We start from the raw sequence: 22,899 nt of genomic DNA on the forward strand, positions 1-22,899 counted from the left end.
ATGACCTCGCTCCTGTCCCGGATCGCCCGCCGCCTGGCGGGCCTGGCGGCCACCCTCTTCGCCGCGTCGTTCGTCATCTTCGCCGCCGTGTACGCGGCGCCCGGCGACCCCGCGGTGTTCCTCGCCGGCGGCCGCGACAAGCTGACCCCCGAACGCCTCGAAGCGGTCCGCGCCCAGTACCACCTCGACGAACCGCTCGTCGTCCAGTACGGGCGCTGGCTGTGGGACTGCGTCCACCTCGACCTCGGCCGGTCCTTCAAGTACAGCGACCAGGTCGCCGACCTCGTCGCGGCCCGCTTCCCGACCACGCTCCAGCTCGTCGCGTACGCCACCGTGCTCTTCGTCGTCCTCGGCGTCGGCGCGGGCGTCCTCGCCGCCGTCAAGCGCGCCACCTGGGTCGACTCACTGGTCGTCGGCGGCACCACGCTCGCTGCCTCCGTCCCCTCCTTCGTCGCCGCCATCGCGCTCGTCTCGCTCTTCGGCGTACGGCTCGGCTGGTTCCCGGTGACCGGCAGCGGCGAGGGACTCACCGGCACCCTCCACCATCTGACCCTGCCCGCCCTGTCGCTGGCGCTCGGCGCCCTCGCGATCATCAGCCGCGTCACCCGCCAGGCCATGGCCGACGCCGCCGCCTCCGACCACGTCGAGGCCGCACGGGCCTCGGGCGTGCCCGAGCGGGACATCGTCCGCCGCCACGTCCTGCGCAACGCGCTGGGCCCCATCGTCACGATGTGCGGACTCGTCATGGCCGGGATGCTCGCCGGCACCGTCGTCGTCGAGACGGCCTTCGGCATCAGCGGCATCGGCTCGCTGCTCGTCGGCGCCATCAACACCCACGACTTCCCGGTCGCCCAGGCCGTCCTGCTGCTCATGGTCACCGGCTACATCGTCGTGACCACGCTGGTCGACCTGGTGCACCCGCTGCTCGACCCCCGAGTGAAGGGAGCCACGTCATGACCACCCCCGCCCTGGCCCTCACCCCGCCGGCCGCCCGCGCCCGGCGCCCGCTCGGCGTCACGGCCGCCGGCGCCTTCCTCGCCCTGGTGGTCCTCGCGGCCCTCCTCGCCCCGCTCCTCGCCCCCTACGCCCCCGATGCCATCGACCTCTCCGCCTCGCTGGTCGGCACCGGCGGCGAGCACCTCCTCGGCACCGACTCCTCCGGCCAGGACCTGCTCTCGCGCGCCCTGTACGGCGCCCGCACCAGCCTGATCGCCCCGGTGCTGCTGCTCGCCGTCGCGGCCGCCCTCGGCGTCACGCTCGGCGTGCTCGCCGCCTGGCGCGGCGGCTGGGTGGACGCCCTGGTCTCCCGCCTCACGGACGTGATGTACGCCTTCCCCGGCCTGCTGTTCACCGTCCTGATCATCGCCGTCTTCGGCGCGGGCACGACCACCTCGGTCCTCGCCCTCGGCCTCGCCTTCACCCCCACCATCGCCAAGTACACGCGCTCCCTGGCCCTTTCGGAGGCGCGCAAGCCGTACGTCGACGCCTACCGCGTCCTCGGCATGGGCGGCGCCCGCATCTGCGCCGCGCACGTCGTCCCGAACCTGGCGCGGGCCGTCCTCGGCTACCTCGTCGTCCTCTTCGGCGAGGCCCTGATGTCCCTGGCGACCCTCTCCTACCTGGGCTTCGGCGCCCAACCCCCGTCCTCCGACTGGGGCCTGATGGTCCAGGAGGGCCAGGCCGCCATCGTGCAGGGCGCGCTCCTGCCCGCCATGGTGCCGGGCACCGCCATCGCCCTCGTCGTCGTGTCCTTCAACGTGGTCGGGGTCTGGGCCGCCGACCGGCTAGGGAGCCAGTGAGCCATGACGCTCCTCGACATCACGGACCTCACCGTCCACCTCCCCGGCGCCGCGCGCCCGGTCCTCGACGAGGTCTCCCTCCACGTCGCGCCCGGCGAAGTCGTCGGCCTGGTCGGCGAGTCGGGCTCCGGCAAGTCGACGACGGCGAAGGCGGCCATCGGACTGCTCCCGCCGGGCGCGACGGCGACCGGCTCGGTCGACTTCGCCGGCACGGACGTCCTCGCCCTCACCGGCGAACGGCTCCGCGCCCACCGCGCCGGACCCGTCGCCATGGTCCACCAGGACCCGCGCGCCGCACTCAACCCGGTGCGCCGCATCGGCGACTTCCTCACCGAACGCGGCGCGACCCGCGCCCGCGCGGCCGAACTCCTGGAAGCGGTGGGCCTGTCCGAGCCGCGACGCCGCCTGCGCCAGCGCCCGCACGAACTCTCCGGCGGCATGCTCCAGCGCGTCGTCATCGCGGGCGCGCTGGCCGCCGAACCCCGCCTCCTCCTGGCCGACGAGGCGACCAGCGCCCTCGACGTGACGACCCAGGCGGAGATCCTCGCCCTCCTGCGCACCCTGCGCGCCACCCGCGACCTGGGCCTGCTCCTCATCACCCACGACCTGCACCTGGCGGCCGCGTACTGCGACCGCGTGTACGTCATGTACGCGGGCCGAGTGGTCGAACAACGCACGGCGAAGGCCCTGTTCACGACCCCGTCCCACCCCTACACCCAGGGCCTCCTGTCCTGCTCCCCGACCCTGACCGAATCCCACCCCCTGACCCCCATCCCGGGCCGCCCCCCTTCCTTGTCGGACAGCTTCGAGGGCTGCGCGTTCGTGACGAGGTGCGACAGGGCGGAGCCCTCCTGCGAGACACAGCGCCCGCAACCCGAGCGACTGGAGGACGGCGGAACGGTCAACTGCCCTGTCCCCTGGGCACAACCCCCGTTGCCGAGTACCGCTACAGACAAGGCGAGCCACGGATGACCACACACACCCTGCTGGAGGCAAGAGGCCTCACCAAGGCGTACCCCCTCCCCGGAGGGGGCAGCCACACCGCGGCGGACGCGGTCACCTTCACCGTCCCCCGGGGCGGAGCCCTCGGCATCGTCGGCGAATCCGGCTCCGGCAAGACCACCGTGGCCCGCATGCTCGTGGGCCTGGTCCGCCCGGACAAGGGCACCGTCACCGTCGCGGGCCGCCCCCGCGAAGCCCGTACCCCCCGAGGGAAACAGGCGAGACTGGCCCGCGCCCGGGAGATCCAGATGGTCTTCCAGGACCCCTACATCTCCCTGGACCCACGCCTCACCGCGACGGAGTGCGTCCGCACGGCCCTGCGCCTGCACGGCGGGGACGAGAGCCGTGTGGCAGAGCTCCTCGACCGGGTCGGCCTCGGCGCGAGGGAGGCCGGCGCCCGCCCGAGGGAGCTGTCCGGCGGGCAGCGCCAGCGCCTGGCGATCGCGCGCTCGCTCGCGGTGGACCCGAGGATCCTCGTCCTCGACGAGGCCGTCGCCGCGCTGGACGTCTCGATCCAGGCCCAGATCCTGACGCTGCTGGACGAGATCCGCGGGGACACCGGGGTGGCCCTGGTCTTCGTCAGCCACGACCTGGCCGTGGTGCGGCACGTCACGGACGAGGTCCTGGTGATGCGCCGGGGCAGGGTGGTGGAACAGGGCCCCACGGACGCGGTCCTGACCGCCCCCGAGGACCCGTACACGAGGCTGCTCCTGGCGTCCGTCCCCGGCGAGGGCTGGGATCCGGCGGACGCGGTCAGGGCCCGGGCGTCCCTCTGAGGCCCCCGGGCCGGAAAAAGGCAGGAGCCCCGCTTCCCTCGCGAACGAGGGAGCAGGGCTCCTTGGGTACTGCTATCCATCTCCGGATCTGGTCACCGGAGCAATCACACGCCCCACTCACGTGGGGCGTCCGATTACATGGGGGTGACGTTCTCCGCCTGCGGACCCTTCGGGCCCTGCGTCACGTCGAAGGAAACGGCCTGGTTCTCCTCGAGGGAGCGGAAGCCGTTCGCGTTGATCGCGGAGTAGTGGACGAAGACGTCCGGGCCGCCGCCTTCCTGGGCAATGAAGCCAAAGCCCTTTTCAGCGTTGAACCACTTCACGGTTCCGGTAGCCATAAGCCCTCCTTGGGCCAAAGGGTTGCCCTGCTCCAGAACCAGCGATTGTTTAAACAACTGCATAAGTCTGAAAACGACGAGAGCCCGCGGGGTCACATGCTCCGCAGGCTCTGTACTGCAAGGGAAACCAAACTGCAACTTGCGGCGAGCTTAGCACGCAGCCAGCCGAATGCAATAGGGGGCAAGATCACGTCACCCGGAGGTTTGATGGGGCTCCCGACGGTGTTGACGGGGCGCACCCGGGCCCCAGCGGCCGCACCGTACCGCAGTGGGGCTAGCCTCGCCGATGTGGACAATTCTCCCCTGGACGCCTTCGCGGGGGCGGGCGCCGAACAGCCGCCCGACTCCCGCCGCATTCCCCGGCCCCGCGTCGGCCACATCCAGTTCCTGAACTGCATGCCCCTGTACTGGGGGCTCGCGCGGACCGGGACGCTCCTCGACTTCGAGCTGACGAAGGACACCCCGGAGAAGCTCAGCGAGCAGCTGGTGCGGGGCGACCTCGACATCGCGCCGGTCACCCTCGTCGAGTTCCTCAAGAACGCCGACGACCTCGTCGCCTTCCCCGACCTCGCGGTCGGCTGCGACGGCCCGGTGATGTCCTGCGTGATCGTCTCGCAGGTGCCGCTGGACCGCCTCGACGGCGCCCGGGTCGCGCTCGGCTCGACCTCGCGCACCTCCGTGCGGCTGGCGCAGCTGCTGCTCGCCGAGCGGTACGGCGTGCGGCCCGACTACTACGCCTGCCCGCCCGACCTGGGCCTGATGATGCAGGAGGCGGACGCCGCCGTCCTGATCGGCGACGCGGCGCTGCGCGCGAACCTGATCGACGCGCCGCGCCTGGGCCTGGAGGTGCACGATCTCGGACAGATGTGGAAGGACTGGACGGGGCTGCCGTTCGTCTTCGCGGTCTGGGCGGCGCGGCGCGATTACGCGGCGCGCGAACCGGAGGTCGTGCGCGAGGTGCACCAGGCCTTCCTGTCCTCCCGCGACCTCTCGCTCGCCGAGGTCACGAAGGTCGCCGAGCAGGCCGCGCGCTGGGAGTCCTTCGACGCCGGCGTCCTGGAGCGGTACTTCACGACGCTCGACTTCCGCTTCGGCGGAGAGCAGCTCGCGGGCGTGAGCGAGTTCGCCCGCCGGGTCGGCCCGACGACGGGTTTCCCGGCGGACGTCCGCGTGGAGCTGCTGGCGCCGTAGGCCCTCGGGGGGGGGCTCCGGGGGGTGCTCAGTCGTTCGGGATCGGCGCCTGCATGTGCCCGCTGATCCACTGGATGGGGCCGTCGGCCATGGCGGGGACGTAGGTGCGCGCGTTGTGGCCGCCGCCCTGGATGACGTTGAGCCGCGTCTTCACGGGGCCCTTCCCGTACGTCTTGATGAAGGACCGCAGGTTCGCCTGGCCGGACTCCTCCGTGCCGATCTGGAAGGCGAGGTCGACCTCGGGGCCCTTGCGGTCGGCGAGGTGCCTGGCCAGCCGCTCCGGGTCGTTGGCCCGGCGCTCCTTCTCGTGCCCGGCCCACAGGGGGGAGTCGGGGACGGTGTCGGGGCCGCTCGCGATGACCGCGCGGAACTTGTCGGGGTGCTTCAGGACGGACTTCAGCCCGACGAAGCCGCCGGACGAGGAGCCCATGAAGGCCCAGCCGTCACGGGACCTGAACGTACGGAAATTCGCCTTGACGAAATCGGGTACGTCGTCCGTCATCCACGTGCCCATTTTCGGCTGTCCCGGAATATCACTGCCGTCGTAATAGTTCTTGGCGTCCGGATTGAGAACGGGCATCACGACGATGAACGGCAGGCTCTTCCCTTCCTGTGACCACTTGGCGATGCTGCTCTCCAGCTTCAGGTCGGTCCCCATCCAATAGTTGTTGGGGTAGCCGTTGCCGCCGGGCAGGGCAATCAGTACGGGGAAGCCGCTGTGCGCGTACTTCGGGTCGAAGTACTGCTTGGGCGCCCAGACCCACACCTTGCCGGTGAATCCGGACTTCTTTCCCTTCAGCGTGGTCACGCCGATCTTGGTGCCGTCCTCCAGGGTGCTCTCGGTGGTGAAGGCCGCCCTGGGACCGGTGGGGAGCAGCGTCTTGGCGGCCGCCGCGCTCCGCGCCTGCCCGGGGGCGGCCGACGCCTTCGGGTCGTCGAAGCTCATCGGCTGCCCCTTGTCGGAGGAGCAGGCCGACAGGAGCAGGGCCGAGGCCAGGGCCGCGGCGGTCGCGGCGAGGGCGGTGGTGGCGGGGCGGCGGCGGTTCATGGGGACCTCGGAGCGGGGACGTAGAGGATGAATGCGGTCATTACTCACATGTAGAGGGGAATGCGGGCGGAGGCGTTCCCCGGCGGCCGCCGCACTACGCTGATCCGGAGTGGCGAGACGCGCGCGTCCGGCCGCGTGTCCGGGGGAGGCCACGTGTCCGGGGGCGGCCAACGGGGGAGGCCAACGTCATGCATCCGCTCGAAGCCGACGAACCCACCGCGATCGGTCCCTACCGGCTGCTCGGCCGGCTCGGCTCGGGCGGCATGGGCCGGGTCTATCTGGGGCGCAGCGCGGGCGGGCGGACCGTCGCGGTCAAGGTCGTGCATCCGCACTTCGCGCTCGACGAGGAGTTCCGCGCCCGCTTCCGCCGCGAGGTCGACGCCGCGCGCCGGGTCGGCGGCGACTGGACGGCGCCCGTCCTGGACGCGGACCCGGAGGCGTCCGTGCCGTGGGTCGCCACGGGGTACGCGGCCGGGCCCTCGCTCACGGAGGCGGTGCGGGAGGGGGCGCCGCTGCCCGAGCACTCCGTACGCGTCCTGGGCGCGGGCCTCGCCGAGGCGCTGGCGCACGTGCACGGCCTGGGGCTCGTCCACCGCGACGTGAAGCCCTCCAACGTGCTGCTCACGCTGGACGGGCCGCGCCTGATCGACTTCGGCATCGCGCGGGCCACCGACGGCACGGCCTCACTGACCTCCACCGGCGTCTCCATCGGCTCGCCCGGCTACATGGCGCCCGAGCAGATCCTCGGCAAGGGCGTCACGGGCGCGGCGGACGTGTTCTCACTGGGGGCCGTGCTCGTGTACGGCGCGACGGGCGAGTCGCCCTTCCCCGGCGACTCCTCGGCCGCACTGCTCTACAAGGTCGTCCACGAGGAGCCCGAACTGGGTGCGCTGACCGGTGACTTGAGGGAGCTCGCCGCGGCCTGCCTCGCCAAGGACGCGACCGCGCGGCCCCGCCCCGAGGAACTCGCCCGAAGCCTCGCCCCGCAGGGCGCGGCGGCGCTGGTGGCGGCGGGCTGGCTGCCGGGTCCCGTCGTGGAGCGGGTGAGCCGGAGCGCGGTGCGGCTCCTCGACCTGGACACGGGTGCGGGTGCGGCTGCTGCCCCGGCTTCGGCCGCCGTGGACGCTCCTTCCGGGCCGGTGGCCTTCAACACCCCTTCCGTGGAGGGGACGTTCGGGCCGCCGGACCCTGCGTACGCATCCTCCGGACCCTCCGCGCCCTCTCCCGCGTACGCCGACGCGGCCCCTGTCGCGGTGCCGGAACCCCGTTCCGAGCCCGCCCCCGGAAAGCTCTCCGTCTCGGTGGCCGCCACCTCCGCGCCCGACGGGCCCGACGGCCGCGGGCGCAAGGTCAGTTGCACGGTCGCCCTCGCGGTGGCGGGCGCGCTGGCCGCCGTCACGGTCGGCTCGGTCTTCGTCTTCGGGATGCTGCCGAAGGACGAGGACACGAACAACGACGCGGGCGGCCGGCCGCCCGCCGCGACCGCGACCCCCAGCGACCCCGCCGACGGATCCGCCTCGCCGAGTACCGGCAAGGTCCCCGAGGCCTACCTCGGCCAGTGGCGCGGCAAGGCCGCCGCGAGCGACGGCGCGGTCCCGCTCGGCACGTTCACGGTCACCCTGCGCCAGGCGAAGCCGGGGGAGCGGGTCGGCACGGTCCTCCAGAACGACCCGATCGGCAACACCTGCACGGACGTCCTCACCCTCACGTCCGTCACGCAGAAGGAACTGGTGGCGACGGGCAAGGGGGCGAAGGGCAACGGCGGCCAGTGCGCGCAGACGGCTCACACGGTGTATCTGCGCCCGGACGGCAAGGACCTCATGTACGCGTCCGACGATCCGGACGCGGGGGATCCAGGGGCTCGGCTGTCGCGGACGGAGTGAGCCGGGCCCTGCGGCGCTTGGTGCGGAGGTCGTAGAGCCCCGCGAGCGCGGCCAGGGCCAGGACGGTCGCCGCGAGGCCCACGAGCCATACGTAGGGGTAGTGGCCGCTGATCCAGCAGTACTCGTCCGCCGAGGAGCACGCCCCGTTCCGACGGCTGCGCTTCGGCTTGATCGTCTGCATCGCGAGGGACGCGATGAGGAGCGTCGCACCCGACCCGGGCAGCGCGGCGGCAGTCCAGAGCGCCGAACGCACCTTGTCCTTGCGCCAGTCGACACGGGTGAACGGGACGATCGCGAGGGCGCCCGCCACCGGCAGGAGCAGTCCCGCCGTAGCCGCGAAGCCGTAGCCCTCGCCGGGCCAGTCCGGCGCCAGGGAGTGCCACATCGCGCCGGACCACCGGATGGGGCCGAGAACGAACACCGCAGACCCCGCGGTCACGCAGGCGATCACCATGCAGGCGAAGCCCACGGAGCGCAGGCTGATGCGCCTCCTTTCGCCCCGCTCGGGGTTCCGCTTCCCCGACCGGCCGGAGGTCCTCGCCCCCGGCACATGCGCGTACCGCAGCGCGGGCCCGGCGGCGCGTCGCCGGGCCCTCCTCGCCGAACCACCCATGACCGGCCCCCCGGATCCCGCCGCCCTACAGCGGAGTCGTCACCGTCGCCAGCTCGCCGTTGCCGAGGTGCAGCATGCCCTTGCCCGGCGCGATCGGGCCGCCGACCAGGCTGCGCGAGATCCTGAGGCCGATGAGGTCACCGCTGGAGCTCTCCTGCGGGGAGAGCAGGATGCCCCGGCGGCCCTTCTTCGCGTCGACCTGCCAGCCGGAGAAGCCGCTGCACACGTCCTCCTCGTCACCGGCGAGGACCAGCGCGAGGCCCTTCTCGGTGCCGCGCTGGATGATCCGCTTGAACTGGCTCGCCGCGTCGGCGTCCTCCAGCATTTCGGCGTCGTCGATGAGGACGACGACCGGGTCCTCGACGGACGCGTCCGCCTCGTCGATGAGCTCCTCGAACTCGTCCTCGTCGATGTCGTCGCCGGTGAAGACCTTCAACACCCCGTCCGTGCCCTCCAGTTCGCGCAGCGGCGACTGGCGCGGCGCGGCGACGACCAGCCGTACGCCCTGGGCGCGGAACGAGCGTGCCATGTTCATCAGGACCGTCGAGCGGCCCGACTTGGCCGGACCCGCGATGACGAACGCGGGCACACCCTGCGCGAGGTCGGGGCCCCAGCCCATGACCTCGTCGCCGCCGATGCCCACCAGCGCCCACAGCCTGGAGCGCGAGGCGTCCGGGTCGCGCAGCTCCCACGCCTCGTCGAAGGAGATGCGGCTCGGCAGGGTGTCGACGCGGAACGGGCGCCGGTGGCGCGGCACGTCGGCGTCGCGGGCCGCGGCCTGCTCGCCGATCGCGGTGATCGCGGCGGCCTGGCCCTGGCCCGTGGAGTCCTCGGAGAGCAGCGCGAACTGCGTCTCGGTGCCGGACTCGTTCCTGAACGCGCGGCCCGGCGCGATCTCCTCGGGGACCTTGCGGGCCGGGATGCCGAGCGTCGAGAAGTCGGAGCGGTCCGCGAGGCGCAGGCCGTACTTGTCCTCGGTGAGGGAGGAGATGCGGCCCACCAGGATCTGCCGGTCACCCGTCATCACCATGTGCAGGCCGACGCTCGCGCCCTCGCGCATGATCGTGGTGATCTCGTCGGTCAGCGCGCCGTGGTCGACCTCGCCGAGCGTGGGCAGCCAGCCCTCCCAGCGGTCGAGCAGCACGACGATGTGCGGGAGGCGCTCGTCCTCGCCGACGTCGGCCCGCTGCTCGCCGATGTCCGCGTACCCCTTGTCCGCCAACAGGTCCTGGCGGCGCGAGAGTTCGCCCTTGAGGCGGTTGATCAGGCGCACCACGCGCTCGGTCTGGTTACGGCCGACGACGGCGCCGCAGTGCGGCAGGCGGGTCAGGGCGTTCAGCGCGCCGTTGCCGCAGTCGATGCCGTACAGGTGGACGTCGGCGCACGAGTGGGTGCGGGCCAGGGAGCCCGCGATCGTCCGCAGCACCTGCGAGCGGCCGGAGCGCGGGGCGCCGCCGATCATCAGGTGGCCGAAGGTCTTGAAGTCCACGACGACCGGGCGGCGGGCCTGGTCGGCGGGCAGGTCCTCGATGCCGTACGCGGCCGGGGCGAGCGAGCCGGGGGCGGTGAGGGCCGCGGGGACCGGGATCTCGTCGAGCAGCAGCGTCTCGCCGAGCGCCGGCAGCCACGGGCTGTGCTGGGCGGGGATGCCGAGGGTCCTGTTGGCCTCGATGATCTCGTCGACCAGCACCTTCAGGTCGGTGATCTCCTCCTCCTGGCGGGCCTCGGCCTTCGGCTTCACCAGCGAGGCACGGCCGAGCGCCGACCAGTCCAGGGCGTCGACCCAGGGCGCGAGCACGGTGGGGTCGGCGGCGCCGGGCCTGCGGCCACCGACGCGGCCCGACTGGAAGGGCACCAGCGAGGCGTGCCCGAGACGCACGTACGCGCGTCCCGGAGTGTTCTTGGAGATGTGCCCGGCCTCGGGGGAGTCGATGACGTCGCTGGACTCGCCGCCGTCGGTCACGCGCAGCGCGATGCGGAGGTTGGTGTTGGCGCGGATCTCGGGGGAGACGACACCGGAGGGCCGCTGGGTCGCGAGCAGCAGGTGAATGCCGAGCGAACGGCCCCGCTGCGCGATGTTGACCAGACCCGTCACGAAGTCGGGCAGGTCGCGCACCATGGAGGCGAACTCGTCGATGACGATGAGGAGCCGGGGCACCGGGGCGTGCGAAGGGTCGCGGCGCACCAGGTCCTGATAGTCCTCGATGTCCTTCGCGTCGGCGTCGGCGAGGATGTGCTCGCGCCGCTTCAGCTCGGCGCCCAGCGATTCGAGGGCGCGCTCGACGAGGTGCGCGTCGAGGTCGGTGACCATGCCGACGGTGTGCGGCAGCTTCACACAGTCCTTGAACGCGGAACCGCCCTTGTAGTCCACGAGGACGAAGGTCATGTTCTCGGGCGTATTGGCCACGGCGAGCGCGGCCACGATCGTCTGCAGCAGCTCCGACTTACCGGAACCGGTCGTACCCGCGATGAGACCGTGCGGGCCGTCCTTGCGCATGTCGATGCCGAACGGGCCGTCGTACGACTCACCGATGACCGCCATCGTCGACTGCCCGCCCGCCTGCCAGCGGGCCGTGATCGCGCCGGACGTCGGCGGCTCCAGCTGCAGCACGTCGAGCAGTCGGCTCGCGCCGGGCAGCGCGGAGTCCTCGGTCTCGCCGCTGATGTCGCGCAGCGGCGACACGGAGCGGGCCAGGCGCAGGCACCAGGCGGGCGTCACGAAGTCGGGCCGTACGTCGCTCAGCCGCTCGGCGCCGGACATCTCGACGCGCAGCCTCAGCTCCTGCGGGCCGCTGGACTGCTGCGGGTCGGGCGCGGTGGTGTGCCAGGCCTGGAAGGAGGGGAAGCCGCCGGGGGCCTGCTGGGGCTGCGCGGGAGCGTTGGGAGGACGCTGCAGGGCTGCCTGGCCGTAGGCGTTCGGGTCCGGCTTCGGCTCGGCGACCACGAAGGCCTGGCACTCACCCGGCAGGAACCGTTCTTCTGAGTCGAGGCACAGCGCGTACATGCCGACGGAGGGCCCCTCGCGCAGGATCCGCACCACACCCGGCAGGGACCGCAGCCGCCGCGACCCGTCCCACACCACGACGATGTCCGGGTCGCTGAAGTTGGCGCCCTGTCCCTTGTTCTCCTCGGCGGCCTTCACGCGCGCGTCGAGGATCTGCGTCAGTTCGCCGACGCGGGCGCCGACGGTCTCGGCGTCCGTGCCGATGAGTACGTTGATGTCCTGGCCGCCCGAGGGACGGGCGTGCGGCAGCCAGCGCACCCAGTCCCAGCTGTCCTGCGAGGTGTTCTCGGTCAGGACGTAGAACTGGACGTCCATGGGGCTGTGCAGCGTCGCGGTCTGGGCCACGGCCCAGCGGCCGAGCGCGGTGGCGGAGTCGCCGGGCCCGGCGATGCCGATGACGCCGAGCCCCTTCAGCGGCAGCGCGACGGGGGCGTCCTCGATCTTCCAGGTCACCTGGCGCCGGTGGTCGTCCTTCTCGGGGTCGTCGAGCACGACCTCGGAGGGCAGCTGTCCGGTGCCGAAGCGCAGCAGCAGGTGGTCGCCGTCCGTGCGCCGCCGCTCCCACAGCCGCGTACGGGGCCCGGTGCCGAGCGCGAGCACGGCGGCGGGGTCGGGGACGGCGTTGCGCCGGTCGAGCCGCTCGGCGACCAGCGCGTCCTGCGCGTCCTTCTCGATCCGCGCCTTGGTCTCCTTGTACTCCTTGACCTGCTTCGCATGGGACTTGCGCCCGTGCTTCTTGTCCATGAAGTAGTTGCCGAAGAGCATGATGGGACTCAGTCCCGCCATGATCAGGTAGTACCAGCGGTTGAAGATCATCGCCGCGACGACGGCACCGACCAGCGGGAACAGCGCCATCAGCCAGGGCAGCGGACGCGCCTCGAACTCCCGGGGCGGGGTGGGCAGCCGGAAGGTGGTCTGCCGCTCGGGCGGACGCAGGCGCGGGGGCCGGTTGTAGTCGAGCCCGGCACCGTCCTCGGACCATTTCAGGGCGGCGTTCGGCGGGGTGTAGCGGACGAGCTCGAAGAGGGTGTTGCCGACGGCGACCTGGGCGCCGAGGGGCCAGGGAACGGTGTCGCGCGGCCCGGCGGCCCGCGCCTTGGCCCGCGCCTCCTTCCGTTCCTTCCACTCCTTCCGCGCCTGCTTCTCCTCCTTCTCCCGGGCCTTCCGGTCCTTCTTGGACTCGCCCTCGAGCGGGACGGCCGTGGTCGGCTCGGGCTCTTCCTTCTCCTCGCCGAAGGGGGCGCCGTCGACGGTCACGCCCTCCTTGTCCTTGTCGCTCCCGTGCAGGGTGACCTGGCAGGTGCCGTCGGTTGCAACTGACAACGTCAGCGCGCGGGCGGGCATCTCCGGGTCGTCGACGCGGAGGTACGAGGCGGGCCCGCTGCCGATGTCGTACCGCCCGATGCCGAGCCGGTGCACCGCGCCGGCGGCGCTCCCGCCGGCGACGCGGAGCTCGACGAGCCCGGAGGGCTCACCGGGCAGGCACCCCGCGGGGTCGTTCAGACTCACGACGGCGCCTTCGCGCAGGGGCGAGGTGACGACGGTGGCGGCGGGGTCGACGGCGTACCCGTCGACGTAGACCATCGGCGCGTTCCCGGCGGGGACCTGGTGATGGTGCTGGCCCTGCCCGATCGGAATGACCTGCGCGCCGCTGTGCCCGACCTGACGGGCCAGTTCCACCGCGATGTCCTGCACGGTGGACTCGGGATCGGCGTCGAGAACCACGTCGGCGGTGCCCCCGCCGAACGGATCGACGACGGTCAGAGTCAGGCGCACGATCGTCCTCCCCGGAGCTGAACAATGGGCCTGACGATATCCGCTCCCCCCTTCCCGCAGGCAACGGCCTGTGCACAGGCTCATACCGGAACCACACGCACCCGCACACCGGTGCCGCACGCACTGGCACACCGGTGCCGCACGCACCCTCGTACCGGAACCGAAGGCGCCCTCGTACCGGAACCGAAGGCACCGCGGCCGGTAGCGCTTCGCACTTGCTCATAGCAGAGCTGTGACTGAACCGGACTGTGATCCCATCCGCCCCACCCGTAAGCTGCTGGCGCGCGAGCGGAAGATCGCATCTATCGCATCATCCGTTCGAGCGTTCAAGGGTTGCCACGGGGGTTGGCCCTGCGGCGAGTTGATCGATTCGATTAGGAGTGAGCCTCATGGCCAAGGACCTTGATGTCACATATCAGGACATGCGAGACGCGGCCAAGCACGTGGTCAAGGAGAAGGACAAGCTCAACGAGAAGCTGGACGGCCTGAAGAAGTACATCAAGAACCTCGTCGAGACGGGCTTCGTCACCAAGAGCGCCTCGAAGGCGTTCGACGAGAACTTCGACGAGTTCGTCGAGGGCGCGAAGAAGACCCTCGAGGGCCTGGACGGCATGGGCGACTACCTGACCAACGCGGCCGACAAGTACGAGCAGATCGATGATGAGCTGGGGAAGGCTGCGCGGAAGTAGCCGGTCCCGGAGCCGCGAGGCGCGCTCGGTGCCACGGTCCGTGGACCGGGCGGCGCCCCTGCCGATGGTCGGGGCGCCCCTCGTCGGCTTCCAGGGAGGGCGGCCAGGGCGACTCTGTCGTCGGTCGCCGGGGCGCATCGCCGTCTGAGGGGGAGACGGGGGGCCATGTCGACGTGCCGCGCCGTGCGGGGTGTTGCTCTGCGAGTCACCGCCGAAGACCCGATTGCCCTCGTGCGGCATGACGGCCTCCCGCTGTTTTCCGGTCCCGCCCCAGGTGCGTGACCGCCCCTTCTCGTCCCTCGGATCGAGGGGGCGACAACGCAGTGATTGGCATGAACGGCACAAAAAGTGCTGTCCGGGTGTGCCCGGTGGCCGTACCCGGCCTCGTGCGGGTGTCAGCCGGAATCAGTGGGAAGGGAAGTGGACTTCGTGGGGGACCACACCAAGGCAGATCTCGCCGCCATCAAGAAGTGTTCACGTGACTTGGGCAGGATTCACGACGAGTTCGAGCGCAACGGAAATCCTGCGGACGAGTACGGGGATGCCGTGGGGCACGGCGGCCTCAAGGATGCCTTTTCGGAGTTCGGTGACACCTGGAAGAAGACCAGGAAGAAACTCATGAAGGAACTCGAGAAGCTGGCCGAGTTCACTTCGACTGCCGCGAAGACGTACGACGAGATCGACCATGAGCTGGCGAAGGCCATCCGGGACGCCAAGGCGAAGGGCAAGGGCAAGAAGTGAGCAGGACGGATTCCGACTGGCCGCCGCTGTGGCACGACGACCCGACGCCGGGCGATCCGGAGGAAGTGGCCGAACTGGGGCGCAAGTTGCGCAAGATGGCCGACATGATCGACGAGCAGTCCCGGGTCATCAAGGCGCTCTCCTCTGTGGAGGGCTGGGACAGCGAGGCCGGCAGGGGCTTCCATGACATGGCCGGCGGCACCGCCGACAAGCTGAAGAAGTCCTACGAGCGCTACGACGAGGCCGCCAAGGCCGTCGGAGAGAAAGTCCGTGAAGGGGAATCGGACGAGTTCGCCAGCGAAATGCGTCGGGCTCAGCGGAAGGCCGACAAGGCGCTCAGCGACTATCGCGATGCCAAGGACGATCACGATCTCGCGGATCGCGAGGTGAAGAAGTACGAGGAGAAGTACCCCACCCGCAACATCCCCGCGGCGGACAAAGAAGACTACGACCGTTGGGTCGACAAGCGTGACGAAGCCCTACGCGGCCTCGGCAGTGCGAGAAAGGCAGTGAAGGACGCCAGGGACATCTACGACGACGCGGGGGACAAGGCCGCTCGGCACATCAAGAACGTCGTGCACCACGACGATGTCCGGGACCCCGGCGGCTTCATGAACTTCCTCGCGGACTGGGCGGACACGCTCTCGAACATCTCCGCAGTCCTGTCCGTGCTCGCGGTGATCTGTGCCTTCGTGCCACCCCTTCAGTTCCTGGTTCCTCTCTTCACCGTCCTCGCCGTGGTGACCAGCGCCGCCGCACTCGCCGGCCATGCGTACGACATGAAGGCGCGCGGAGGAAAGCTCGACTTCATGAAGTTGGGCACCGACGTACTGGGAGTGCTGCCGGGACTCGGTGCCCTGAAGGGGTTCACGGCGCTCAAGGGCCTCAAGGGCCTGTCGAAGCTCAAGGGCTTCGGGAGCTTCAGCGGGAAAGCCGCTACCAGTGGTGTCGCGCACAAGTTCATGAACGGCGTCGGCGTGACCATCGTCAACAGTACCCGCGCGCGCTTCGGGAAGCCCGCCATCGAAGGCCTGAAGATCACAGGGGTCATCAAGGGGGCAGGTCTCGCGAGTGCCCTGCATCGGATGGCGACCGGGGAGAACGGCGGGACGACCGGATATCAGGAGCCGAAGCCGGCCCGGCCCACTCCCGCTCCTGCTCCCACGCCTTCTCCCTCTCCTCAACCTTCACCGACGCCCCGTGCTTCGCCGAAGCCGTTCAACGCGGCCCTGGCGGCCTAGATCGTGTTCGGAGTCATGCAGACCGAGAGTAGGTTCCACAGCTGATGACCGACACCATCGAGGACAGCCGACGCAGTCTCGCGGGAAACGACGGCATCGAAGTCCGCTGGGTCATGCCCGAAGGGTTCCTCGAGCTTCCCTTCGAGGCGGAGAGCCCCGACGAACTCGTGGACAAGCTCCTGGAGTTGGCCCGGCGGGCGCTGCCCGGGGGCAGCGAGGAAGTGCAGTACGAGTGGGCCGCCATGTGCGGGGCCAGTTATGACGAATACATCGATGCGGGGGTCCAGTACGCCGGTTTCGTCGCGACGGAGGTCGACGGTGTCCGCTGCACGGCCACGTTGAACGTCAGCCTCGTGGATCTGGATGAACGAGCCGGGGCCGAGCCGGTGGGATTCCTCGCCACCACGATGCGACACCTGGAGATCGGGCAGGTCGACGAGGTGAAGCTGCCCTGCGGTCCGGCAGTGACCTGCATCGGCGCGCGGCAGGCCGGTGTGGACGGCAGCCTCACGGAGTCGGGGAAGGAAGAATTCATCTGGACGCAGTTCATCCAGGTTCAGATTCCGCTGAGCAATCAGACCGTGCTGCTGTTGGAAATGGGAACTCCGACACCCGAAGGGTGGGACACCTTCTCCGCCATGTTCGCCGGTGTCGTGAAGAGCGTCCGGTTCTTCGACGGGCAGGGACTGCCGCTGGTGATGCCGGGGTGAGCGGATCACCGGAGGCCGCGGCCTCGCCGCGTGCCGCGGCGCCCAAGGACTACCGTCTGCTGGTCCCCCGCGAGTGGTTTCGCGTCGACCTCACGCAAGACCGCTGGCGCGGGCAGCTCAAGACCTTCGTGGACCGCCAGGCGCAGGGACGCGGCGTCGCCCCGGACCTCGCACGGAACGTATGGACCACCCTGCGCAACACCGCCGAGGCAGGCCGGGCGCGGGGTGCCATGGAGTTCTTCCTGCTGACGACCTCGCAGAACGGCGGCCTGCCCGCCTCGCTGCTGGTGTCCTTGGTGCCGCTGAGAGAGACGCCCGCGGACCCACGGAAGTACGCGACGTGGCTCGAAGCGAGAGAGCCCGAAGGCGACGCCGGGCGTCAGGTGTCCGTGGTGGATCTCGCTGCGGGCACCGCTGTGCGCGTGCGGGGCGCCACGAGTCTGGACATCCACGTCCATGTGCCGGGTGGGACGGGCTACTTGGTGCTGTCCTTCTCGGCGCCCCTCACAGGGATGTCCGGCCCCATGGAGCAGTTGTGTGATGCCATGGCCGGCTCGCTGCGCTGGGTGATGTGACGGCGCTCGCCAAGACCTGAACGGAGTGAGCCGGGGAGGGAACTCGTCAGAACCTGTTCTTCTCCGGCAGGTCGAGCTCGGCGGCATCCGCGTGGAAATTCGCGGCGAAGGGGTACGGCCCGTAGTGCGGGTAGAAGGTCGGCACATCGCCGCCGTTCTCCGCCGCGATGTGCGCGATCTTCCGGTACGCGGCCGCCCTGGCCCGGACTTTCTGGCGAGGGCGGTTGCTCCATTGCCGGATCGCCTTGGTGATGAAGAACGCGAGAGTGCACGCGACGACGACGCCTGCCCCTGCGTAGAAGAGGGACTGGTTCTTGGAGGACTCCCAGTACTGGACGTAGCCGCCCCAGTAGAAGAAGAGCCCGCAGAGGATCAAAGCGGTGGGGACTCCGGCTTTCACCCCGGAGCTGCGCAGCTGTTCGTCGTCGATATGGCGAAGGCGAAGCATCTTCAGGACCGCGTCGTCGTCGAAGAAGTCGAACTGCAACCGGCGGCCCTCGGATTCGGCGGCCTCCCGGGCAGCCGGTACCGCGGCGATGACATCGCCGGGAATCATCTTCCTGATGGTTCCCGCATGAGCCCTGTACTCCCACGGACCGGGATCACGATCTTCTTCGTTCGACATGTGAGCCGTGCTCCTTCTCTAGAGGGCGTGGGTGCTTCCCGGAGGCCGCCGCGTGTCGGCCGTGGTCGTGTCCGCCGCCGATGCCGTGGCGCGACGCAGGGGCGGCGCCGCGATCACCGGTTGACCGACTGCACTTCCTCGACCGCGATGTCCTGCACGACCTCGATCGTGCCGTCGGGCATGCCGACCGGGTCGTTCTGACCGGTCCCCGTCCAGCTGATCTCCCAGGTGAGGGCGGCCTTGAGCGGGAACGTGCCGCCGGCGGACGAGCGGCGGTAGACGATGCCGCAGGGCGGGGTCTCCTTGGACTTGCCCTTCGCGTAGGGCTCGCCGATCCTGCCGCCGACGATGGGGCATTCACCGTTCGCGGGGAGGGTCGTGGCGTCCTCGGTGCCCGGGTCGAGGGTGAGCGACTTGGGCTTCGCGGTCGTCGTCGCCTGGATGTTGAAGCCGGGGACGTCGACGGCGGCCGTCGCCCGGACCTCGTCGAAGGCGGCCTTGTCGAGCCAGGCCCACGTGGGCAGGTTCACCTTGGTGTTGTTCTCGGGCGCCAGGGTGACCTTCGTCTTGGGCAGCTCCATGTGCTGGTAGGCGAGGCCGGCGAGGATCTCGGGGGAGATGGCCTGCTCGTACCGGGCCGGCGGGGCCTCGCCGTTCTCGACCCAGAAGGGAATGTCGCTGCACGAGCTCCGCTTGAGGATGTCCGGCTCGTCCGGGTTCTCGACGGCGGCCCAGAACATCCCCTCGCCGTCCTTGTCGACGTTGTAGTCCTTGTAGCCGGGGGTATCGGTCCAGCCGTAGTCGTCCTCGTAGTGCCGCCGCAGCTCGGCGATCGCCGCGCCCGCGTGCCCGGTCATCCCGGGCGCGCCCGCGGCGTCCTTGAGGTCCTTGGACATCTTCTTCTTGAATTCCTTGGCGCCGTACGTCGGTGCGTACCAGCAGGGCGGCGGAGTCCAATTGACGTCCGCGGAAGCGACGTTGCCGCTGCCGCCGCTCTTGGTGACGGCGCCGGAGTACTGGACCTTCGCGGCGGCGTAGATGCCGGTTTCGTCGGTGCCGCCCTTTTGCTCGGTGCTGCCGCCGTCGCCGTTGCTGGACGGCTCCGCCGCGTATGCCGACTCTGCGAAGGTGATGGTGCCGACAGCGAGAGCCAGGGTCGCCGCGCCGCTGCCGAGGGCCGTTGTCAGCCGTGATCTGCTCACTGGCATTTCTGCGCCTTCGTCTCGACGAACACCTTGGAGGCCTGCCACAGGTCGTCACCCGTGGGGTACTTGACCATCACGATCTTGAAGTGGTCGAAGTCCTTGATGCTGGGCTCGCTCTTCAGGACCTTCCCGCTCTTGACCTCTTTGCCGTAGAACTTGCTGGAGTCCACGCAGAACGCGACCTCCACCGACTTGCCGTTCGGGCCCGAGCGGGTGGTGGCCTGGTAGTGGCGCCGGGTGCCGGTGGCCGTCCAGCCGCCGTCGATCCTGCTGTTGATCTGCACCTTCGCGTAGTGCAGTCCGTCGCCGGTGGAGTAGGCGGTCACGGCTGCGTCCTTGGTCGTGCGCTTGTCGACGCCCCGGTAGATGGCGCGCATGTAGTTGGCCGCGTCGTCCATCGCCGCCGCCTCGTTCTTGTCCTTCGGCTTGTTCCAGTCGAAGACGAGGTTCATGCTCTTGGGCAGCGATACGTCGACGCCGTCCGGCTTGTCCGCGGCCGGGGCGCCCGACGCCTCCTCGGACTTCTCCGGCTTCGCCGAGTTCTCGTCGGCTCCGGCGATCTTGTCCTTGTCCTTGGAGTCACCGTCGTCCCCGCTGCCACAGGCCGTCAGAAGCAGGGCGGCGGTCGCGGCGAGCGCGGCGGTGACGGGCATGGTGCGGCGGTTCACGGTCGGCTCCCGGTGGGGCGAGGGGTGTCTCCAACGGGTCGACGTTAACTGCGTGGTTGTTGATCCGCCAGGTTCGATAGCGGGACAAGATGCCGCATCCCGGCCGACTGTCACCGTGTCGTGACGCGAAGGGCGCGGCAGGGGAAGACCCCGGCGGCCTTGTGGCTGCCGGGGTCGTCGGGTTTCGGCGTGTGTTCGCCGGCGCTATGCGGGACGGCACCTCGGGCAGGCGCACGTCGGGCATGTCGAGGTGCCCGGCGGCGGGTCGATGCTGCTGCCGGTCCAGGTGCGGGTCTCGCGCCGGTCCTCGATCGCCGCGCCTTCGCCAGTGACCCGGTAGACGCGGATCGTCATCCGGGAGGGGCGGGGGCGGGGCATGGTGGCGAGGAGTTCCAGCGCGTCGGTGGGCGGAGGGTAGAGCGTGGCGCAGGCCTGGCACGCGTAGACGTTGAAGCCGGGGCCCGTGGCCGCGTGGACTTCGTGGATCAGGACCGGGGCGTCGGTCGTGCGGCGGCAGCGGACGCACATCCGTACCGGCGGGCGCGGCGTCACCGACTGGCCACCCGTACGCCGTGGATGTGGTCCGGGCCCACGTCGATACCGAGGGTGGCCAGGTACAGGGCGTGGCGGCGGGCGCGGGGGCGCGGGGTGCCAAGAGCAAGAACCCACCTCAGGAGGTGGGCGATAGAGTCGAGCATGTCGGCGCTCCTTTGAAGCGTTCGGCCATGCCCCGGGACGGCTCCATCCGTCGCCGGGGTCTCTTGTGTTCACCGTAGGGTCATCTGCAGACCCCTGTCTACCCATATCCAGCAAGGGGGCTCTCTATGAACGGATGCACGGCGGTACGTACAGTTCGCTTGTGTTCGAATTCAACCCGACCAGGCCGAAGTGGGAGCAGATCGCTGAGGTGATCCGGGAGCGCATCGCGAGCGGTGAGTACCCGGAGCGCGCGCTGATCTCCGAAGTGAAGCTGGAGCAGGAGTTCGGCGTCGCTCGCGACACCGTCCGCAAGGCCACCGCCGCCCTCCGCGAGGAGGGCCTCATCGTCACCACGCGCGGGATGGGCTCGTTCGTCGCCGACAGGTGACTGTGCGCCGACGTCCCTTACTGGTAGGGGATGCCGCCGGGTATGAGGGAGCCCAACTCGCTTACAGGCCAGTGGATTCGGCTGCCGTGGAGCGTCAAGCGTCCGGGTTCACGAAAAGGCTTCGGGCGAATGCGTCGAAGTCCGCGATGCTCGACGTGATGCGCTCGACCTCTTCACCGACCGTCCGCACGATGACGTCGATGCCGAGCGACTCGATGCGCCAGGCGTAGTTCACCGAGCAGCACATGGCCTCGGCTTTGGACGCGTAGAAGTGTCGGATCGAGCGCTTGCCGCGGCCCAGGCGCTCGGTGTCGAAGTCGATGACCTCGGGAGGCCTGGCGGCGCCCGGCTCGTTCTTCTGGACCAGTTCGTCCAGCGTCGTGTCGACGGCGCCCTCGCTCGGGCCCGCGTGCACGAGGAGGATGAGGAAGTCCTGGCGGGGGTCCGGAACGTAGAGGAAGAGCTGGTGCACCGGCACGGTCCGTGGGATCGCCTCGGCGGTGGTCTCCAACTCATGCGTCAGCGATTTGACTTGCTTCGCGTCGACCGGCTCGTCGTCGACGAGCGCCCACAGCAGCTCCGATGTGCGGCGGGCCCACTTCTTGCGCCGCCGCGCGGCGAGCAGGCCTTCGCCGAGGACGGGCATGCCGAGCCAGACGGTGGCGTCGCTGTCCGTGTCGAGGGAGAAGGCGACGGTCACACGGAGGCCGGGGTCAGTCGGATCGTGCGGGCGAAGTCGTCGATGGCGTCGAAGGAGGCTTCGAGGAGGGCCGGATCGTCGTAGTGGCCCTTGAGGACCAGGTCGATGTCGTTGGCCGGGTCGTTCCACGCGTACGTGACCGAGAGCATCAGGCCACCGTCGGGCCCGGTCCAGCTGCGCAGGCAGCGCAGGCCCTCGCCGAAGTGAGGAGAGGTGAACGACGATGTCTCCACTCGCTGGCCCGGAGCAGCCGAAGGGGCGGGGACGGCCAGAGTGGTGAGGTGCTCGGGGCTGTGCGCTTCATCGCAGGCGAACTGTTTGGTGAAGAGCACCAGCGGCGCGGCCTGCGGTGGCATCGGCCCGAAGACGAACGCCTGCTCCGCCCCGACCCGATCGCGCAGCATCGCGGCCGAGCCCTCGAGGAACTTCTTCGTCTGCCGCTTCTCACGCCAGGTGAGCTTGCGCCGGTGGACCAGGCCGACCGCGTCGAGGTGCATGTCCAGCCACTGGGCGAACTCCGATTTGCTGCCGGTGAGCGGCATGTGGAACCACACGCCCGGGTCGGAGTCGGTCACGACGATCATCATGCGTAGCTCCAGCGGAAGGTGGTCATCACGGCGTCGAAGAGTTCGACCAGGGTCTCGGTGAACTCGGTGTCCATGTCCGGCGCGACCAGCGTGCTGAAGGAGAACGTCAGCCACTGCGCGGGGGCACTGTCAGGGATCGGCACGGTGTACTGCACCTGCCAGGACGGCACCTCTACTCCCTTGGCGGGGTCGGCGGGCAGCTTCTGCAGGGTGCGTACGGCGGCCGTTCCGTCGAGTTCGCGTACCGACGCGTTCTCCGCGTCGCGTGCCAAGTCCCTGAGTACGGCCTCGGGCCCGATGCCTGTCCGCGGGGCTGTCAGCGGCTCGGAGGCAACGAACGATGCCGGGATGATCATTCCGTGCATGGGCTCGACGGGCAGGTAGAGCGACAGGCCGTCGGACTTACGGGCCTGCCGCACCGTCTCCTTCAACTCTTTCGTGAGCTTCAGCCGGGCCTTGGGGATGTCGTCCTTCGGGAATCCCACGGGGAGTTGAGCCACGGACTTCCGCACGATCCGCTGGATCGCTTCCCTGGTTCCGGACTGGAGCGGGATGGTGTCCCAGCCGGGCGGTGGAACGAGGTTGAAGCCGTTGGGCACGCGGGCGGACCCGACGGAACTCGCCGGCTGAGCCACCGGGTC

24 protein-coding genes are annotated in these 22,899 nt (G+C 70.1%); 12 read left to right on the forward strand and 12 right to left on the reverse strand.

The window, feature by feature from the left end; translation table 11 throughout:
* Genes AB0L89_RS22780 through AB0L89_RS22795 form a run of 4 tightly spaced genes read left to right on the forward strand, consistent with a single transcriptional unit; the run spans nucleotide 1 to nucleotide 3,577 of the window.
* On the forward strand, nucleotides 1-957 hold the full coding sequence (locus AB0L89_RS22780) for an ABC transporter permease (RefSeq protein WP_365144269.1): 957 nt from the start codon (nucleotides 1-3) through the stop codon (nucleotides 955-957).
* The gene (locus AB0L89_RS22785; protein WP_365143653.1) at nucleotides 954-1,799 is read left to right on the forward strand and encodes an ABC transporter permease; all 846 of its coding nucleotides are present in this window, start codon (nucleotides 954-956) and stop codon (nucleotides 1,797-1,799) included. The genes AB0L89_RS22780 and AB0L89_RS22785 overlap by 4 nt, the downstream gene beginning before the upstream one ends.
* Nucleotides 1,800-1,802: 3 nt before the next feature.
* On the forward strand, nucleotides 1,803-2,771 hold the full coding sequence (locus tag AB0L89_RS22790) for an ABC transporter ATP-binding protein (protein ID WP_365143656.1): 969 nt from the start codon (nucleotides 1,803-1,805) through the stop codon (nucleotides 2,769-2,771).
* Nucleotides 2,768-3,577 carry an ATP-binding cassette domain-containing protein gene (locus AB0L89_RS22795; RefSeq protein WP_365143659.1) on the forward strand — a complete coding sequence of 270 codons (810 nt, stop codon included), beginning with the start codon at nucleotides 2,768-2,770 and terminating at the stop codon, nucleotides 3,575-3,577. Before AB0L89_RS22790 ends, AB0L89_RS22795 begins: the two co-directional genes overlap by 4 nt.
* Before the next feature lie 134 nt (nucleotides 3,578-3,711).
* On the opposite strand, the gene AB0L89_RS22800 is transcribed toward AB0L89_RS22795, so the two are convergent.
* Nucleotides 3,712-3,915 (reverse strand): cold-shock protein, encoded by a 204-nt coding sequence (locus tag AB0L89_RS22800; protein ID WP_006138897.1) that lies wholly within the window; start codon nucleotides 3,913-3,915, stop codon nucleotides 3,712-3,714.
* A gap of 354 nt (nucleotides 3,916-4,269) precedes the next feature.
* Between AB0L89_RS22800 and AB0L89_RS22805 the strand changes: the two genes are divergently transcribed.
* Nucleotides 4,270-5,106 (forward strand): menaquinone biosynthesis protein, encoded by an 837-nt coding sequence (locus tag AB0L89_RS22805; protein WP_365144272.1) that lies wholly within the window; start codon nucleotides 4,270-4,272, stop codon nucleotides 5,104-5,106.
* 28 nt (nucleotides 5,107-5,134) lie between these two features.
* Here AB0L89_RS22805 and AB0L89_RS22810 read toward each other — a convergent pair whose 3' ends face one another.
* Nucleotides 5,135-6,154, reverse strand: a complete 1,020-nt coding sequence (locus tag AB0L89_RS22810) for an alpha/beta hydrolase-fold protein (protein WP_365143663.1) — start codon at nucleotides 6,152-6,154, stop codon at nucleotides 5,135-5,137.
* Nucleotides 6,155-6,342: 188 nt separating this feature from the next.
* On the opposite strand from AB0L89_RS22810, the gene AB0L89_RS22815 reads away from it, so the two are divergent.
* Complete coding sequence (locus AB0L89_RS22815; protein WP_365143666.1) at nucleotides 6,343-8,037, forward strand: protein kinase; 1,695 nt, start codon at nucleotides 6,343-6,345, stop codon at nucleotides 8,035-8,037.
* Here AB0L89_RS22815 and AB0L89_RS22820 read toward each other — a convergent pair.
* Together AB0L89_RS22820 and AB0L89_RS22825 are read right to left on the reverse strand one after the other, a co-directional pair.
* Nucleotides 7,973-8,506, reverse strand: coding sequence for a hypothetical protein (locus AB0L89_RS22820; RefSeq protein ID WP_365143669.1), 534 nt, complete (start codon nucleotides 8,504-8,506; stop codon nucleotides 7,973-7,975). The genes AB0L89_RS22815 and AB0L89_RS22820 overlap by 65 nt on opposite strands.
* A gap of 169 nt (nucleotides 8,507-8,675) precedes the next feature.
* Nucleotides 8,676-13,430, reverse strand: a complete 4,755-nt coding sequence (locus tag AB0L89_RS22825) for an FtsK/SpoIIIE domain-containing protein (RefSeq protein ID WP_365143672.1) — start codon at nucleotides 13,428-13,430, stop codon at nucleotides 8,676-8,678.
* 389 nt (nucleotides 13,431-13,819) lie between these two features.
* Between AB0L89_RS22825 and AB0L89_RS22830 the strand changes: the two genes are divergently transcribed.
* From AB0L89_RS22830 to AB0L89_RS22850, 5 genes are all read left to right on the forward strand, one after another.
* Nucleotides 13,820-14,119, forward strand: a complete 300-nt coding sequence (locus AB0L89_RS22830; protein WP_320590242.1) for a WXG100 family type VII secretion target — start codon at nucleotides 13,820-13,822, stop codon at nucleotides 14,117-14,119.
* Between the two features lie 429 nt (nucleotides 14,120-14,548).
* Nucleotides 14,549-14,860, forward strand: a complete 312-nt coding sequence (locus AB0L89_RS22835) for a type VII secretion target (RefSeq protein WP_365143675.1) — start codon at nucleotides 14,549-14,551, stop codon at nucleotides 14,858-14,860.
* On the forward strand, nucleotides 14,857-16,101 hold the full coding sequence (locus AB0L89_RS22840; RefSeq protein WP_365143678.1) for a putative T7SS-secreted protein: 1,245 nt from the start codon (nucleotides 14,857-14,859) through the stop codon (nucleotides 16,099-16,101). Before AB0L89_RS22835 ends, AB0L89_RS22840 begins: the two co-directional genes overlap by 4 nt.
* Nucleotides 16,102-16,145: 44 nt before the next feature.
* Entirely contained in the window at nucleotides 16,146-16,811 is a 666-nt protein-coding gene (locus AB0L89_RS22845; RefSeq protein WP_365143681.1) for a hypothetical protein, read from the forward strand.
* Nucleotides 16,808-17,386: a hypothetical protein gene (locus tag AB0L89_RS22850; RefSeq protein ID WP_365143684.1), complete on the forward strand. Its 579-nt coding sequence runs from the start codon at nucleotides 16,808-16,810 to the stop codon at nucleotides 17,384-17,386. Before AB0L89_RS22845 ends, AB0L89_RS22850 begins: the two co-directional genes overlap by 4 nt.
* A gap of 46 nt (nucleotides 17,387-17,432) precedes the next feature.
* Here AB0L89_RS22850 and AB0L89_RS22855 read toward each other — a convergent pair whose 3' ends face one another.
* The 5 genes from AB0L89_RS22855 to AB0L89_RS22875 form a co-directional block, all read right to left on the reverse strand.
* The gene (locus tag AB0L89_RS22855) at nucleotides 17,433-18,011 is read right to left on the reverse strand and encodes a hypothetical protein (protein ID WP_365143687.1); all 579 of its coding nucleotides are present in this window, start codon (nucleotides 18,009-18,011) and stop codon (nucleotides 17,433-17,435) included.
* A gap of 113 nt (nucleotides 18,012-18,124) precedes the next feature.
* Entirely contained in the window at nucleotides 18,125-19,219 is a 1,095-nt protein-coding gene (locus AB0L89_RS22860) for a hypothetical protein (RefSeq protein ID WP_365143690.1), read from the reverse strand.
* Entirely contained in the window at nucleotides 19,210-19,884 is a 675-nt protein-coding gene (locus AB0L89_RS22865) for a hypothetical protein (protein WP_365143693.1), read from the reverse strand. Before AB0L89_RS22865 ends, AB0L89_RS22860 begins: the two co-directional genes overlap by 10 nt.
* Nucleotides 19,885-20,088: 204 nt before the next feature.
* Nucleotides 20,089-20,436 (reverse strand): hypothetical protein, encoded by a 348-nt coding sequence (locus AB0L89_RS22870; protein ID WP_365143696.1) that lies wholly within the window; start codon nucleotides 20,434-20,436, stop codon nucleotides 20,089-20,091.
* Nucleotides 20,433-20,582 (reverse strand): hypothetical protein, encoded by a 150-nt coding sequence (locus AB0L89_RS22875; protein WP_365143699.1) that lies wholly within the window; start codon nucleotides 20,580-20,582, stop codon nucleotides 20,433-20,435. Before AB0L89_RS22875 ends, AB0L89_RS22870 begins: the two co-directional genes overlap by 4 nt.
* Nucleotides 20,583-20,743: 161 nt before the next feature.
* Between AB0L89_RS22875 and AB0L89_RS22880 the strand changes: the two genes are divergently transcribed.
* Nucleotides 20,744-20,971 (forward strand): GntR family transcriptional regulator, encoded by a 228-nt coding sequence (locus AB0L89_RS22880; protein WP_365143702.1) that lies wholly within the window; start codon nucleotides 20,744-20,746, stop codon nucleotides 20,969-20,971.
* Between the two features lie 94 nt (nucleotides 20,972-21,065).
* Here the strand turns inward: AB0L89_RS22880 and AB0L89_RS22885 are convergent, their stop codons facing one another.
* From AB0L89_RS22885 to AB0L89_RS22895, 3 genes are read right to left on the reverse strand one after another with little or no spacing between them, the layout of a single operon-like run.
* A complete protein-coding gene (locus AB0L89_RS22885; RefSeq protein WP_365143705.1) occupies nucleotides 21,066-21,671 on the reverse strand; it encodes a hypothetical protein in 606 nt (201 codons plus the stop codon).
* Complete coding sequence (locus tag AB0L89_RS22890; RefSeq protein ID WP_365143708.1) at nucleotides 21,668-22,258, reverse strand: hypothetical protein; 591 nt, start codon at nucleotides 22,256-22,258, stop codon at nucleotides 21,668-21,670. The genes AB0L89_RS22885 and AB0L89_RS22890 overlap by 4 nt, the downstream gene beginning before the upstream one ends.
* Entirely contained in the window at nucleotides 22,255-22,893 is a 639-nt protein-coding gene (locus AB0L89_RS22895) for a hypothetical protein (protein WP_365143711.1), read from the reverse strand. Before AB0L89_RS22895 ends, AB0L89_RS22890 begins: the two co-directional genes overlap by 4 nt.
* Nucleotides 22,894-22,899 lie beyond the last annotated feature (6 nt).

Source organism: Streptomyces sp. NPDC052114, from assembly GCF_040680155.1.
GTDB lineage: Bacteria > Actinomycetota > Actinomycetes > Streptomycetales > Streptomycetaceae > Streptomyces.